Annotated in this window: 12 protein-coding genes and 1 pseudogene; 3 read left to right on the forward strand and 10 right to left on the reverse strand. The window is 46.7% G+C overall.

Annotation, left to right across the window (positions count from 1 at the left end):
- Positions 1-284: 284 nt before the first annotated feature.
- The gene (locus OC443_RS25020) at positions 285-6,119 is read right to left on the reverse strand and encodes a non-ribosomal peptide synthetase (protein WP_073586641.1); all 5,835 of its coding nucleotides are present in this window, start codon (positions 6,117-6,119) and stop codon (positions 285-287) included.
- Positions 6,120-6,956: 837 nt separating this feature from the next.
- On the opposite strand from OC443_RS25020, the gene OC443_RS25025 reads away from it, so the two are divergent.
- The gene (locus OC443_RS25025; RefSeq protein WP_143169471.1) at positions 6,957-8,195 is read left to right on the forward strand and encodes an IS4 family transposase; all 1,239 of its coding nucleotides are present in this window, start codon (positions 6,957-6,959) and stop codon (positions 8,193-8,195) included.
- Positions 8,196-9,006: 811 nt separating this feature from the next.
- Here the strand turns inward: OC443_RS25025 and OC443_RS25030 are convergent.
- The 8 genes and pseudogenes from OC443_RS25030 to OC443_RS26475 all read right to left on the reverse strand — a co-directional run bounded on the left by OC443_RS25030 (position 9,007) and on the right by OC443_RS26475 (position 13,712).
- Positions 9,007-10,047: an IS481 family transposase gene (locus tag OC443_RS25030; protein WP_073584295.1), complete on the reverse strand. Its 1,041-nt coding sequence runs from the start codon at positions 10,045-10,047 to the stop codon at positions 9,007-9,009.
- Positions 10,048-10,149: 102 nt separating this feature from the next.
- On the reverse strand, positions 10,150-10,710 hold the full coding sequence (locus tag OC443_RS26325; RefSeq protein ID WP_315985808.1) for a zincin-like metallopeptidase toxin domain-containing protein: 561 nt from the start codon (positions 10,708-10,710) through the stop codon (positions 10,150-10,152).
- A gap of 222 nt (positions 10,711-10,932) precedes the next feature.
- Positions 10,933-11,223 (reverse strand): annotated as a pseudogene (locus OC443_RS26330) (PAAR domain-containing protein); the annotation flags it as partial.
- Positions 11,224-11,239: 16 nt separating this feature from the next.
- The gene (locus OC443_RS25040) at positions 11,240-11,593 is read right to left on the reverse strand and encodes a hypothetical protein (protein WP_073586697.1); all 354 of its coding nucleotides are present in this window, start codon (positions 11,591-11,593) and stop codon (positions 11,240-11,242) included.
- Positions 11,593-12,330, reverse strand: a complete 738-nt coding sequence (locus OC443_RS25045; RefSeq protein ID WP_073586696.1) for a hypothetical protein — start codon at positions 12,328-12,330, stop codon at positions 11,593-11,595. The genes OC443_RS25040 and OC443_RS25045 overlap by 1 nt, the downstream gene beginning before the upstream one ends.
- A gap of 275 nt (positions 12,331-12,605) precedes the next feature.
- On the reverse strand, positions 12,606-12,785 hold the full coding sequence (locus OC443_RS25050) for a hypothetical protein (RefSeq protein ID WP_073586695.1): 180 nt from the start codon (positions 12,783-12,785) through the stop codon (positions 12,606-12,608).
- A 214-nt stretch (positions 12,786-12,999) separates the two neighbouring features.
- The gene (locus tag OC443_RS25055; protein WP_073586694.1) at positions 13,000-13,413 is read right to left on the reverse strand and encodes a DUF6911 family protein; all 414 of its coding nucleotides are present in this window, start codon (positions 13,411-13,413) and stop codon (positions 13,000-13,002) included.
- Positions 13,401-13,712: a cytidine deaminase-like fold-containing protein gene (locus tag OC443_RS26475; RefSeq protein ID WP_083601859.1), complete on the reverse strand. Its 312-nt coding sequence runs from the start codon at positions 13,710-13,712 to the stop codon at positions 13,401-13,403. Before OC443_RS26475 ends, OC443_RS25055 begins: the two co-directional genes overlap by 13 nt.
- Before the next feature lie 356 nt (positions 13,713-14,068).
- Between OC443_RS26475 and OC443_RS25060 the strand changes: the two genes are divergently transcribed.
- Both OC443_RS25060 and OC443_RS25065 read left to right on the forward strand, forming a co-directional pair.
- Positions 14,069-14,470, forward strand: coding sequence for a transposase (locus OC443_RS25060; protein ID WP_143169414.1), 402 nt, complete (start codon positions 14,069-14,071; stop codon positions 14,468-14,470).
- On the forward strand, positions 14,467-15,546 hold the full coding sequence (locus OC443_RS25065) for an IS3 family transposase (protein WP_262021643.1): 1,080 nt from the start codon (positions 14,467-14,469) through the stop codon (positions 15,544-15,546). The genes OC443_RS25060 and OC443_RS25065 overlap by 4 nt, the downstream gene beginning before the upstream one ends.
- Positions 15,547-15,615: 69 nt before the next feature.
- Here OC443_RS25065 and OC443_RS25070 read toward each other — a convergent pair whose 3' ends face one another.
- A complete protein-coding gene (locus OC443_RS25070; protein WP_315985809.1) occupies positions 15,616-15,978 on the reverse strand; it encodes a PAAR domain-containing protein in 363 nt (120 codons plus the stop codon).
- Positions 15,979-15,985 lie beyond the last annotated feature (7 nt).

Raw genomic sequence — 15,985 nt, forward strand, 5'->3', positions numbered from 1 at the left:
GAGTTATCAATGCTGACATTCACCTCAGCAATGGTTATGCCAGTTTGGCAAATGTCAAAAAATCAACAGGTTGTAGTTATATATTTGTAATTACAGGCAAGATCTTGCTCAGAAGCGAGCAAGAAGTTGCCCGGCGAGCAAGATCTTGCCCGGAATAAATGGAACCGACATCACAAAAAACCGGATAACCTGAACCGTGAAATTCAGATTATCCGGTGCTTCAACTCAAAAACCCGGGCAGTTTTCCTCTCAGCTTTGTCTGCTTCAGAGGCTCCGGTTCAGTCTTAATGTGAGCCGGGTTGCAACGTTACCAGCGGTTTGTCCTCCGGCACCGGCTGATTCCGGGTAATCTGACAGGCACGACGCGCCGCAATGGCTGCGGAAATGATCCGGCCGGTTTCCTGAATATGCGGTGCAGACAACAGGTGATAATGATCGCCGGGCACCGGCGTGATATGAATCGCATCTTCATCCAGAATCCGGTTCCAGCCCAGATAAGGCTGTCCGAACATGTCATCACCGTCGCCGCGTTCCAGCGCCATAAACACATCCACAGTCACAGGCAATGATGGCGCCTGATAATCAGAGTTGTACAGACTTTCGCAGTGGAACAGCCAGTCTTTATAACAGGCCTCATCCCAACGCTCCGGCAGGATGCCGTTTTTCTGCACCAGCCGGTAATGCTGCTGCCAGTTTTTCTCTCCCGCTGCCTGATTGAGTTCGCACACCAGTTCCGGTGCGGCACAGATCCGGACCAGCGCGTTCAGCACGTCCTGACTGACACACGTCAGCCGTTCATCCTCCCCCAGATGTTTATACCGTGCATAACGGCCTGGCCCGGAGATCAGTGCCGGTGAATCCAGCAAACCAATAAACTCAATCGCCTGATCCTGCCCCATCAGCTGCGCCGCAATTTCGTAGGCAATATTGCCGCCGAGTGACCAGCCCATCAGCCGGTATGGGCCGTGCGGCTGTACCCGGCGAATCGCTTCAACATAATAATCCGCCAGCGCCTGAATGGTTTTAAATGAAGACGGATTTCGTTGTGGCGAAACCAGCCCGTACACCGGAATATCACTATCGAGCGCAGCCGTCAGCATCGGGCCGTACATCAGCTCGCCGGTGGCTTCCGGGACAATAAACAACGGTGGCTGGCTGCCTTCGGTACGAAAGGCAATAAACCGGGCCGGCTCCGGTGCACCGGCCTGAATCCGGGCAGCCAAATCTTTCAGCACAGAGGCAGAAAACAACTCAGATAATGACAGATAGATACCGTGCTTCCGGGCCTGATTCACCAGCTGAATCCCGGTCAATGAATGGCCGCCCAGTGCAAAGAAGTCATCATATCGTCCCACACACTCAGCACCCAGCACCGATTCCCACAAACGGGCCAGAATCTGCTCTGTCCTGCCTTCCGGCGGCACATAGTCACTGCGGATATAGTCATCGTTACCCGGTGCAGGCAGTGCCCGGAAATCAACCTGATGCGCATTTTCAGGCCCATCATTTTCCTGTAAGGAAGCATGAATACAACACACCGGCCGGGAAGGTGTTTGCTCCAGTACCGTCAACAGGCCGGACAGGGTTTCAGTCACCATCGCACCAACCAGCCCGCAACTGACCCGGACATCCGCCTGAATATCCAGCGAGAATCCCTGCCCGGGGCAGTCATTGACTGATAAAGACAATGGATAGGTCGAACGTTCTTCTTCCATCACGATATCCATCGGCAAATGTTCCAGCACATCCACCTGAGCATTGCCGCCCTGATAACGGTAATTCAGCAGGCTGCTGAACAGCGGCTGACTGGCAGGCACCCTGCTGCACTGCTGCGCCACAGCCAGTGGTGTATGCTCATAAGCCATCAGTTCTGCCAGCTGATGATGGATTTTCTGAATCATTGCTACCGCCGGGGTTTCATCCAGTAACATCCTGAACGGCAGGGTATTCAGGAACAGCCCCAGCGTCCGGTCTGCACCGGCTCCGGCCGACATCCGGCCAAACAGAATCGTTCCGGTCACGACATCATCCCGGCCGGTGGCGGCACGCAGCACCAGCCCCCAGACCAGATGAAACAGGCTGGCAGTACTGACCTGATGCAGTTTTGCCTGCTGGCGCAGCCGCTGTGCCAGCGCATCATTGATATCCAGATGTAACGAACCGGACTGCCCGCCTTCACCCTGAATATGTGGCAGACCAAACGGCACCAGAGGCATGGAAAAGTCACCCAGCAACCGGGTGAAATAATCCCGCTGACCCGGCTCATCCTGTAACTGAGAGACCCGGGCAATATAATTGCGAAATGGCAGTGGCGCCGGAAGCTGACCGGCTTTGCCCTGCCAGTGCGCCTGCACCTCTTCAATCATCAGTTCCAGACTGGTGTGATCAGTACATAAGTGATGCATCCGCAGACACAACAGCCAGCGGTGATTCGCCGCGTCTTCCACCTGATACGCTTCCATCATCGGGGCGCGGCTGACATCGATCCGGCTCACTTCCGGGCAGGAATAGTGCGCCAGTGCTGACACCATATCATCTGCGGCGATGTTCAGAGTGACCACATTTAACGGTGCATCCCGCCAGACCACTTGCACCGGCTGGTCCAGCCCTTCCCACATCATGGAGGTGCGCAAAATATCATGGCGGCGAATCACCATTTGCAGCGCATCCGTAAAGGCCTGCAGTACCTGTTGATCCGGGAAGGCCTGAATCATACGAATCGCGTACAAATCCCCCTGTTTCTGCAGCAGATGTTGCACCAGCAATCCCTGCTGCAATGGCCCAAGCGGATAAATGTCCTGCACATTGGCGGTGGTGCCGGGAATATTTGCAACAATCATATCGATTTGCGTCTGTGTCAGGTTGACCAGCGGCAGCATTTCAGGCGTGATGCGGCGACAGTCCTGCGGAATCAGCACCGGTGGCACATCGTCCCCCAACGATGTGCCACCCGCTGTCATCAGTGCGGCCAGATCGGCCAGTACCGGCTGTTCAAACAGCATTTTCACTGCCAGCTGATAACCCTGTTTTCTCAACTGTTCGATCATCTGTACCGCCAGCAGAGAATGACCACCAAGTTCAAAGAAGTTATCCATCCGGCCGGCTTTTTCCACACCAAGCAGTGACTGCCATGCCTCAGCCAGGGCTTTTTCAGCCGGAGTCTGAGGCGCTTCATACACCTGACGGACAAAGGCGTTTTCATCCGGTTCAGGCAGGGTTCTGTAATTCACTTTACCGTTGGCGGTCAGCGGGATGTTGTCGAGATGAACATAAGCCGCCGGCACCATGTAGTCCGGTAATTCCTGACTGAGCTGCTGTTTCAGATCCGCCGCAGAAACTGCCGCATCCGCGTCATTGAGGGTGTAATAGGCCACCAGCCGTTTTTCACCGCCAGAGGTTCCGGTTGCAACCACCACCGCGTTACGTATCTGATCGCACTGCTGCAACGCTGCCGCCACTTCTCCCGGTTCAATTCTGAAGCCGCGGATTTTCACCTGACTGTCGTTCCGGCCCAGATATTCGATGTGACCATCCGGCAGCCAGCGGGCAAGGTCGCCGCTGCGGTACATCCGTGCACCCGGTACCTGTGAGAATGGATCCGGCACAAAACGTTCTGCGGTCAGCTCCGGCCGGTTGAGGTAACCGCGGGTCACGCCGGTGCCACCAATATAAATCTCACCTTCCACACCAACCGGCACCAGCTGACGCTGTCCGTCAAGAATGTAGATATTCATATTGTCCAGCGGGCGGCCGATGTGCAGCACCTCATCACCGGCACAGACAGTACCGGATGTCGCCACCACGGTTGTTTCCGTCGGGCCATAATTATTGACCAGTGTGAACCCGGCATCCGGCTCCGGCCATCTGTTCAGCCGGTCACCACCGACCAGCAGCGTGCGCAATGTCGGATGTTTGATGTTTCGGGCAAAAGCCAGTTCGGCAACCGGTGTGGAAAGGAATCCCACCTGAATCGGCTGTGTCGCCCACCAATTGAGCAGCTGCTCAGGATCGCGCGAAATCGCCAGCGGCGGCAGCACCAGATAAGCACCGGCGCACAGCGGCGGCCAGATTTCCCACACGGCGGCATCGAAGCCCATCCCGGCCACGCTGGATGCGCAGTCTCCGGCTTCAAGGCCAAATGATGTGGTATGCCACTGAATCAGGTTGGTCAGGGTCACATGCTCAACCATCACCCCTTTCGGTTTCCCGGTCGAACCGGAAGTGTAGATAATATAAGCCAGATTCGCGGGTGTCAGTCTGCCCCGCGGCAGGTTGTCTTCCGGATAATCAACCCACAAATATGCATCGGTACGGAAGTTGATCCGTTTGGTGTTCTGCGCAATATCATCTTTGCCCGGCGCAATCTCCGCCCAGACGTCATCAGATAAAATACCGTCGGTCAGTAGCACATCGGGCGTACTGTCTTCAAGAATATACTGCAGCCGCTCCGGCGGATAGTTCGGGTCCAGCGGCACGTAACCGGCACCGGCTTTCAGTGCTGCCAGCATCGCCACAATCAGGCCGCTGCCCCGGTCAAAGCAAAGGGCGACACGTTTTTCAGGCCCGACACCAAGCCTGCGCAGATAGCGGGCGAGCTGGTTGGCCTGTGCATTCAGCTCACGGTAAGTCACCCGGTGGTGGTTGCAGACAACAGCCAGCGCGTCCGGATGCGCTTCGGCCTGCTGTTCAAACAACTCATGAACACAAAATTCAGCCGGATAAGGCGCTTGGGTATGATTCCATTGCTCCAGAATCTGTGTGCGTTCCTGCGGCAGCAGTAATTCGTACTGCGACACCGGCAGTTCAGGATCCTGAGCGGCAGCAACAGAGAAGAAATGGACCAGACGGCGGAAATGGGACTCAATCTGAGCTTCGTCATAAAGTGCCGTGTTGGCATCAATGCACAGTTCCAGCCCATGTTCTGCGCCCCGGTCATAGATATTGACGGACAAATCATCCGTCGGCCCCAGACACAGGTTATGCACCTCAACCGGGTGGCCGCCGAAGCGGATATCACTATAGAAAGGCATGATATTGATGGATGTGGCATACAGCATGCCACTGTCTGCGCTCAGATTGAGATCTGAGCGCAGGGTTTCTCCCCGGTAACTTTGGTGTCTCACCAGTGCGGTGACCTGACGTTTCACCTGAGCCAGACATTCATCCAGCCGGATATCCTGATTCAGTAACAAACGCAGCGGTAATACATTGGAAATCATCCCCGGATAAGCCCGCAGCATCCGGCTGTTACGGGCCATAAGCGGAAAACCGGCTAACAGGTCTTCCTTCCCGGTAACCCGGTAAAAATAAACCGCAATCAGGGTGGTTAACAGCTGGGGTAACGTCGTTTTGCAACGGGTGACCATCTCCCGTAGTGAACGGTTGGTTTCATCCGGCAAATACATCTGGCGGCGCAATACATCCGCACAGGCAATTTCCTGATCAGCCAGACTTACAGGCTCAGGACAGTTTTCCAGCAATCCGGCCCAGTATTGACGATCCCGCTGAAACTGCTTTGAGGCTTTATAGTTCTGTTCAGATTCGAGTACATCGGCCAGATGCGAGAACTTACAGGCAGGTGGTTCTTCCCCGGCCACCAGTGCCGAGTACGTTTCCGCCAGACGGGCGGAAAACAACATGCCACCGGAACCATCCATCATGACATGGTGACCACTGAGATAAAACATAAACCGTTGTGGTTCCAGCTTCAGGAGCGCCAATGAAAAAAGAGGCCCTTGCTCCAGATCAAAAGGCCTCTCCATATCTGTTTTCATCCACTGCTGCGCAGCCGCATCCGGGTCATCTTCCCCACTCACATCCGGAACAGGGAAATCCCAGTACGGCAGAGTAATTAAACGCTGGCGGGGACCATCAGGCGTCCGTTCAAAGACCAGATGGCAGGACTCGGTCTCATGAATCGTTCTGCGCAGTGCGGTTTCAAAAATATCGGGTTGAATTAAGCCGAAAATCTCCACACATTCCGTCACTTTATACACTTTAGCATTGGCCTGATGATTGATTTCCTGAGCAAACCAGATTCCCCACTGAGCCGTAGAAAGAGGAAACGAAAGCCGCTCAGGGTCATTTTCTTCTGAGAGAATATTATTTTGACAATTCATATATGACACCAACTTCCATATTATCAAGGTTAATCATGTTTGTTATTTTCTTCAGGATGTAAAAACCCTGTCACCTGACTAATAGAGGTAACTTAAATCCTGTTTTTATAATTTATCTTTCACACACTATGAATAATCACAACAAGAACAAGCAATGAATTCATTTATTCACAGCAGTGATTAATATCGAATATAACAAAAAGACTCTCAGACTCAAGTGAACAATACATGAACAAAATATTTAACAGATGAATTATCCGGAATAATAAAAAACTCATCAACAAATAACAAAACCAACAATATAAAAACAATCAAACCCAACAAATTATAAATTTTTATCAAGTCACAGTCGACCTACCAAATAAATAAAAACAATAGAAAAACAGACAAATATAAAATGTTAAGCATCAATAGAACAATTAAACAGAATACAATGTATTATAATTTAATTATTTTCATCATTTCATTTAATAACAGTCAGAACATTAATTAAGTAACAGCCATATCAAATAGATACAGAAAGGATAAAACCGGCAGCAAAACAGACAAACAAGTCAAACCAGTTATATATTTTTTATTTCATGTGATATCAGATATACATCCTGAAAAGCGGTGTTCATCTATTCAAAAAACATTTATTAACACTTAATCAACAAAAAAACAAAGAATAATCTACTCATGAGCACTTATTCCTCATTAATTAATTGTTCAGCAACTCACTCAGAAAGCCAATATATGATAAATCTCCTGAAAAAAGAGACTGTTCCTGAGGTATCCCCACAAATTTTAAAAAAATGTTCAAATAAATCAGGTTGGCAGGAACATTCATGGCTTTTTGTGATCTTAATTGTCACCACAACAAACCAGACCACAGCCATGAATGTCGACCAAATCATATCTCAATTTGTTACTTCTGTCTCTCAAGGGGGGCATCAAACCCGTACTCAATCACTCACTGCCTGCGTACAAAGTGCCATGTCTGGGAACGCCTTGACCGTGACTTCTATGGGGCGGGGGATTCAGTCAAAAGCCCATCAAAAACATAATATTAAACGGGCTGACCGACTCTGTTCCAATCCACACCTTTGGGCTCAAATCCCCTTGATTTATCAGCGAATTTGCACACTCATTGTTTCCAAAAATTCACGACCAACCATCCATGTTGACTGGTCTGACTTAAACCTGAGTAAAACCCTTTTCCTTATCCGGGCGTCCATCTCTTTTCAGGGACGGGCACTCACACTCTATGAAGAAGTTCATCCACTGGAGACGAAAGAGAAACCAGCGACTCATGACCTTTTTCTGAAAACGCTCAAGCTCCTTTTGCCCAAAAATACTTGCCCCATCATTGTAACTGATGCCGGCTTCAAACGTCCGTGGTTCAAGAGCGTTCAGGCTTTAGGATGGGACTTTGTCGGTCGTATTCGTGGACGGATTTGCCTGAGTCCGGATGGCAAGACGATGCAGCTTTGTAAAACCCTGTATCCTTGTGCAACCTCATCCGCTCGTGGGCTGAAAAACTGGTTCATGGGAGGAACATCCCCTTATCCGCTTCAGCTGGTTTTATATAAAGAACGACCCAAAGGCCGGATCGCCAAAACCGCTGGTGGAAAAAGAAAGCAGTCAAACTACAGTAAGAAGAATGCCCGTCGGGCCAGGGAGCCGTGGCTCCTTGCAGCCTCATTAAATTTATCAAAAAAGTCACCCGCTCAGATTGTTCAAATTTACCATCAGAGAATGCAGATAGAAGAAGCGTTCAGAGACCATAAATCCAGTCAGTTTGGTATGGGGATGGAACAGCACCGAACAAAGAGTCACTCGCGTCTGAGTGTGATCGTTTTGATTGGAACACTAGCGCATAACATACTGATATTATTTGGTATTATGATGGAAGAACAAGGGCTTCATAGACACTATCAAGCCAACACAGTCAAAGATCGGAGAGTGCTTAGTCATGTGACATTAGGTCTTCATTTTTATCGTCATGGCAACGCAGATCTCTCTCTCGATGACTGGCATTTAGCCATCCTCATATTACGAGAAAAAGTCACTGAGTCTCAGGTGATTAGAGAATAATTTTGTGGGGATCCCTCAGAGACTGTTCATTATTCTGTCAGTAATTCACACCATAATATACCCAAGCAACCTGAAGATGCATGATTCATGAGTGCAGCCGAAAGGGACAGTTCAAGGAAAGAGAATGCAGGAATGTACCCACCTTTCAAATTATCCTGACGCAGAAATGTGCCTTTCAGCTCACGCCCTGCGGGTGAGTATTTTTACAATTGAAGATGAGATTGTTTAAATGAAAATATAGAACCGGGCGGCTTTATCAACCTGACCGGCATGGCATGAATTTGTGTGGTAATTTGTCCGGTCAGGTCAGATACCGTCCTTATTTTAGTGATGAATAGCCCGGATGGTTACAGGACAGGCGGGAGGTAAGTGAGGCCATCAGGATCGGATACATAACAGATAACCATGACACAGAATTATGAACAGTCTCTTGCCCTGGTTACATATTTGAATGAAATTATTTTTTAACATGTTCATTTAGTCTACAAAGTGCCTGATGATAAAAATTCAAGTTCTTCCTGTCTTTCTACATGATCGTTCATCACCCAGGTAACAATATTTTCAGAATCAGTAAGTTGGTATGCCAACAAGAACTTATCTTCATTAATTTTATGATTTGCTGGTAAATCAATATATTCCGTTAAAATCATTAAATTAAAGGAGGTATATATATATCCCCTTCTGGATCTGAAACGTAGACAATGATCATATCAGGCTCCATTGAAGGAGAAACATTCAGATCACAACTAATAACCTGTACTAGCTCAGACCTGATCTGACAGTTACCCATTTTTTCGGTGCTTTCGTCAGATTAGATTTGAGCTAAATTCTTTTCTGCCCAAATCTTTTTTCCATCCAATAATGTCTCTATCGGTGTCCGCCCACAGCAGACTTTTCCCTGATGAGTTCGAACATTGTTGTAATAATCCAGCCATTCGTCCAGATCTTTTTGCAACTCTTCTAATGAACTGTAGAGCTTTTTCCTGAACGTGACCTGATAAAATTCATTGAGAATCGTTTTGTGGAAACGCTCGCAGATACCGTTTGTCTGAGGATGTCTGGCTTTTGTTTTTGTATGGTCGATATCATTGATAGCCAGATACAGCTGATAATCGTGCTGCTCCACTTTGCCACAGTACTCTGTGCCTCTGTCCGTCAAAATCCTCAGCAGCGGAAGCTGATGGGCTTCAAAGAACGGTAAGACACGATCGTTGAGTAAATCAGCCGATGTGATCGGTGTTTTTGTGGTATAAAGTTTTGCGAAAGCCACTTTGCTGTGAGTATCGACAAAGGTCTGCTGGTAAATCCGGCCAACACCCTTGAGATTACCGACGTAGAATGTGTCCTGTGACCCCAGGTAGCCGGGATGATGCGTCTCGATTTCACCACACACTTCATCATCCTGTTTCTTTTTCTCCAGCGCTGCAACCTGCTCTTCACTTAAAATGATTCCTTCACTGGCGACTTTGGCTTCTAAAGCGGCCAACCGTTTTTTGAAATTCTCCAGATTATTCCGTAGCCAGATCGACCGGACACCACTGCCGGAAACAAAGATTCCTTTCTTACGGAGTTCATTGCTGGTACGCGCCTGACCATGAGCTGGAAATTCGATGGCGTAACTGACGACAGCCTTTTCTGTAGATTCATCAACCCGGTTCTTAATATTGGGTGCTCTGCGGGACTGATTCACTAAGGAATCAATTCCGCCTTGCTCGACAAGCTCCTGATAGCGATAGAACGTGTCCCTGGATACGCCCATAATCTTACATGCCTTGGAAACATTGCCTAATTCTTCCGCCAGATTTAATAAACCCGCTTTGTGTTTGATAATGGGATTGTTAGTATGAAGCATGAGAGTTACCTCTTTTTTGTTTGATTAAAGATTCAGCACCTTTATCAAAACGGGTAACTCTCAACTTTTCAAGAAGATGTGTCAGATTAGGTTGTGACTAATTCAAATAACCCAACCTTTCTTTTCTGCGCCAACAGGCAATTTACGGTTTCTATATATTGCTTTTGCAGTATCTTCAATATATTCAATTCCTTCGCTATATAATTTTTCTACTGCAAGTTGAATTGCCTTTTCTTCACTAATCAATTTAAGTCTCTCCGAATTAATTCTACCGAATTGATATTGTTCTTTTAGAGCTCTCATATATTCTAATGCATGCCTTCTCTCTTCATATGTGAATTTATGCCTATTTTTAAAAATATTCTTGAATCCATGTGATTCTCTTGCATATCTTCCCAACTTAACATAAGCATCTTTACCAATATCAACAAACTGCTTTGCATGAGTAGCTTCGTGAAAAGCTTCATACTCAGTCACTCCTTTGCGAAGGTAAATTGCTTTTTTAGCCCAATCAAAACCTCCCCGAACATTTTGGGGTAAAGTTTTATCACCATTTTTAACAATAACAACATCAACCCCTATAGTTTTCATTTCAGCTTTATATGCTTGAAGTTTTTTCCTCGTTAAAGGCTTACTTTGCAAAAATCCACTGTGCCCGGCCACAGCTCTTCCATCACCAATAGCATCCAGAGTATCACCCTGCGATTTTACCTCAACCCCAGGCGCTTCCCCCTTCGCCTTCTTCGTCAGCGCTTCCGGAATAAACGGCGGACACGTCCAGACCGCATCGGCCGCTTCTGCAAGCGGGGTGATTTTCAGATAAGTGGCTTTTTCCTGTGCGCTGTCTTTACCGCAATCAAATGTCTCACCTTTATAAGGCGTATCGCCGATAAATACATCGCCTGAACCAGCGGCGACTGAGCCGCCGCAGTTGATGGCATCGCCGACCCGTGCTGCGGGTTTACCGTTGATAGACACATTCGATGAACCGGCATTGATGGCGCGCCCGTGAACCCCGTGTGGCACCTGAGGGCAGGGACACGCATGCAGCAGCACCGTGTCTCCCTTACGTGCTGCCGGCTTGCCGTTAATTGAAACGTCCGGACTGCCTGCCACAATCGGTGTTGCAGGGAAACAGCCATGCCCGGAGCAACTGTCTCCTAATCTTCCTGCTTTTGACCTTTATCTTCCCCTAAATCATTGGCGTTGCAGCAAGGCGACAAATGAACGAACCCCATGAGCTTAGAAGCACTAAGTGATTGGGGTGAGTGAATGCAGACAACGCAGCGGCAGCGTCAAGGATGACGGGGAACATCCTTGTGTCAGGGGCTTCTGGCTCCTGCGGCTTATCCGTTTCATCCGGTTTGACCATCTTCGGCGCAGTCCCTTTACCCGGAGAACCACCTTCGTTGATTTTCACTTTCGAGCCGGAAATCGTCACACCGCCGCTGTCAATTTTAACAAAACCACCCAGCCCTTTAATTGTCAGTTTAAACCAACGTCCGATGTGAAATTTCAGAATAAATTTTACATAAAAAATAAACATTAAGATTTCATATATTTCAAGGACAGGCTAGCTTCTTCAGCAACTCCCGGACTCTTACTCGACATATACTTCAATAATAACTTTTCTGCATCCTGACTGGAGCAATATTTTAAAGACTCAGCAATATTGTTTGCCGGGTCCGGGATTGACGGGGGCAGGTTTATAAAAGATTGGATAGCAGACCACCCTTTTTTGGCATCAAATCTAGCTAATACTGGTAAAAGCTGGCTAGCCTGATAAGGCTTTTGATTAGATAATGTACTTTGAATCACATTCTCAATTAGATCCGCCAATTCAATATAATTTGTTTTCAGTAAAACATATTTCAGCTTAGACTCAAAAAAATATTTTGGATAAATAGATAACAGCTTTTTCAATATAGTAATGATTTTATCCTCATCCCCATCAGACAAGCTGTATAAATATATGGCATAGGCTAACTCATCATAAACATTATCTTCATCTGTTATTCTATGTGACTCAAACCCAGATTCATGAATCTTTTCTTCATCAACTAAAGAATCAAGAAATTTAACACCAGATTCATTTCCCCAGGCACTCAATACAAGCATTGCCTGATATGAAACGAATGTATCAGAAGAATCAAGCAAACCTAATAGTTCTGGAACTCTATCCTCAAGAGGAGGGTCAAGTAACTGCACTTCATCAAGCCCAACATCATCACCAAATTCATCGGTGTATAATAAGCGATATTCTTTTGAGTCAATGGGTATCATAAATTCCTCTGCTCATGTTATATAATCAATAATAACTTTTAATTACCAAACCAGAATAATCAGATAAAATCCATTGCGACCTAAATATATATATTACAATCAGAGTCTTCTGCAGAGATTTTTAAGTAATAGGAAATAATTTTATTCCCTCTATGTTTATCAAAATCAGCTAAATGATGGCGTTGCAGTAGTATGATTAAAATAATAAATCACCATTTAACATTTTAATACTACTTAAAAAAGCCAGATTTCCGGCCTTTAATGTTAAAAAATTATTAAACTTCATGCCAATAACGAGAAAAATCCTCTGGTAATCTTTCCCATGATTTAATCTGATTAATCACCTGAATATCCAAATCCTCATATTCCTGACTATCAGAATCAACATTACAAAGCCAGATGTAATTCTCATCCCGTTTAAAGTCAATTTCAATCTCACCTTCAGGTGTCAACATAAAGCGAGCTTTATTCCATCTTCACTACGCTGCATGATGTGATACAGTGCAAAAAAAGCCTCCTCACATTTTGTATTATGATCTACCCCGTCTGCAAGTGTCACATCAGCATCTTCAGTGATCACGGGTATACAATTACCATATTAGGCGCCATTAAAGGAGAAATGTTCAGATCACAGCCAACAACACCAAATTTATTGGTTATAAAAAATAATCAATCTTCTTCAGAATAATATATCCATTCGTAAGATGATGATGGACTTCCGTCTTTAAAAAATATTTCTATAACAGAGAGTAATATATTTATGTCTTTTGCAACTTGATAATCAGGCCAGTAGTTTCCAGCTATATCTATTTTAAAATCGTTAACTTCATCATTTTTAAATATGTATTCTTCATCTTCATCTACAAAAATTGACATGTGATAATGACCAGGCTTAGCAATCACATCCATATGTGTAAATTCTTCTTCGGGCCCATTCAGAGACAAAAACTCTATTTCACCCATGTCGATTAATTGAATCAATTTAGTAACTTCATCCCAAGAAGGCTTATCTATACATTTCTTTACTTCCTCATTCGTTTGTCTATAGTAAATACAAGAAATATATGAAGTTATTTGGGCCATCTCAGACCTCCTTTTTTAGTTGGCTTAAAATCCTTCGGCTCATTAAATGAAACTATTCCTGTTGGTTGGTGAACTTCTAAACTATCTAATTCAAGTTTCAAAGCCATTTTCTTCAAATCTGATTGACAAAAACTACAGGCATCTTGTCCATAAATAGTCAATATTGCCTTCCCCCCACGATTGTTCGATTCATATGACTGAAATAGTGCACCAATTTCAGCATGTGCACTTGATGTAGTATTATTTGGTTTACCTGCTAATGCTCTTTTTTCATTATATATAGGCAGCTTTTTCTCTATATTATTTTTTTATTTCTTGCTGTCTGATTGACATCATAGAAAATTTGCCCATTGTGTTCTAATATAGCCTCAACTTTCAAGTTTTCTTCAACAACACCATGCTTCTTTCGTAACTCTGCTTTTTTATCGGTATACTTATCTTGTCTGTTGCTTACTTTAGCTGACTTATCTGATTGCTTCTGTGTACTATTTTTCTCATTTCCAACCTCAACCCCAGGATCCTCCCCCTTAGCCTTCTTCGTCAGCGCTTCCGGAATAAACGGCGGACACGTCCAGACCGCATCCCCTGTGTGTCAACCTGCTATTGAACCACCCGCTTTTGAGATAACATACAAATCAGGGTGAAAAAGGAGTTCATGATGCCAAAGAACACAACGGTTGAGCCGCAGGTCAATCCCTCTCCGGAGCTGGAAAAGAAAACCCGCCGTATCTTTACGACCGAATACAAGCTTTCCATTATACAACAGGCCGATGCCTGTAAACATGGCGAGGTTGGTGCCTTACTCCGGCGGGAAAAGCTTTACTCAAATCAGCTTTCACAATGGCGGAAAGAATTCGCTGAGAACGGCATCAAAGGGCTCGAAAAATCAGCCCCCGGTCCTGCGTCAGCAAAAACTCCCGAGCAAAAACGCATTGAGCTCTTAGAGAAAGAGAACGCCCGTCTTCGTCATCAGATTGAGGTAAAAGACGGTTGTCTCTCGCTCCAAAAAAAAGCCTTGGCGTTGATAGAAGCGATGGAACAAGAGAACAAATCATGACGCTGGCGCAACATCCCTTACCTGCATTTGTCTCCCAAAGGCTCGCCTGCCAGGTGCTTAACGTCAACCGCAATACATTAAGACGTTATATCCGGGGTGTTCAGTTTTGTGGCCCTTTGCCCCGGATTCACCGCTCCCGGAAACACGCGCGCCAGCCCAGAGCATTAAGCGATACAGAAAGAGAAACAGTGAAATCGGTGATGCTCAGTGAAACTTATTGTAACCAACCGCCGGTGCAGATTTATTATGACCTGTTGCAGCAAGGGCAATATCTGTGCTCAGTCAGCACCATGCACCGGCTCTTACGTGAAGATAATCTTCATGGTGAACGCCGGGCACAGCGGCCAGCGCAGTCTCACATGGTTCCCCGTCTGGTGGCTCAACATCCCAATCAGGTCTGGACCTGGGATATCACCAAATTACCCACTCAAAAGCGGGGAGAATATTTATCACTTTATGTCGTGATGGATTTATTTAGCCGTTACATTGTTGCCTGGATGCTATCGCGCAAGGAAAACAGTGCGTTAGCATCCCAGCTAATGGAAGAAGCAATCACCCGTTATGACCTTGAATCAAGCGGTTTAACCCTTCATCAGGACAGAGGCGCGCCGATGACTGCCCATTGTTATCTGGATTTGCTGTCTGAGCTTGCAGTCACCGCCAGCCACAGTCGTCCGCGGGTCAGTAATGACAACCCATTTAGTGAATCACAATTTAAAACACTCAAATATCAACCAGATTATCCCCGTCGTTTTGAAGATTATGGGCATGCGAATCGTTGGTGTCAGGACTATGTAACATGGTACAACACCTGTCATTATCACAGCCAGTTAGGTGGCTTTACACCGGAGCATGTTTTTACAGGAAGATATACAGAGGAGGCAGTGACACGTCAGGCGGGTCTTGATGCCGCTTATGCTGCACACCCGGAGCGTTTTGCTAAAGGTGCCCCCAAAGTCGCGATGCCAGCCAAAGAAGTGAGTATTAATCCGGTACCGGAAGATGCTGATAGTGAAGTGATAGAAAAAGGTGTGAATTTCCCAACCTTATCCAGCGTCACGAGAAATGCAATTTAATTATTTTCCGGGTGGTGCAAAACAGGTTGACACGTTCCGCATCGGCCGCTTCTGCAAGCGGGGTGATTTTCAGATAAGTGGCTTTTTCCTTTTACCGCAATCAAATGTCTCACCTTTATAAGGCGTATCGCCGATAAATACATCGCCTGAACCAGCGGCGACTGAGCCGCCGCAGTTGATGGCATCGCCGACCCGTGCTGCGGGTTTACCGTTGATAGACACATTCGATGAACCGGCATTGATGGCGCGCCCGTGAACCCCGTGTGGCACCTGAGGGCAGGGACACGCATGCAGCAGCACCGTGTCTCCCTTACGTGCTGCCGGCTTGCCGTTAATTGAAACGTCCGGACTGCCTGCCACAATCGGTGTTGCAGGGAAACAGCCATGCCCGGAGCAACTGTCTCCTAATCTTCCTGCTTTTGACCTTCGGATTCCCCCT

The sequence above is a fragment of the Vibrio quintilis genome (assembly GCF_024529975.1).
Taxonomy (GTDB): Bacteria; Pseudomonadota; Gammaproteobacteria; order Enterobacterales; family Vibrionaceae; genus Vibrio; species Vibrio quintilis.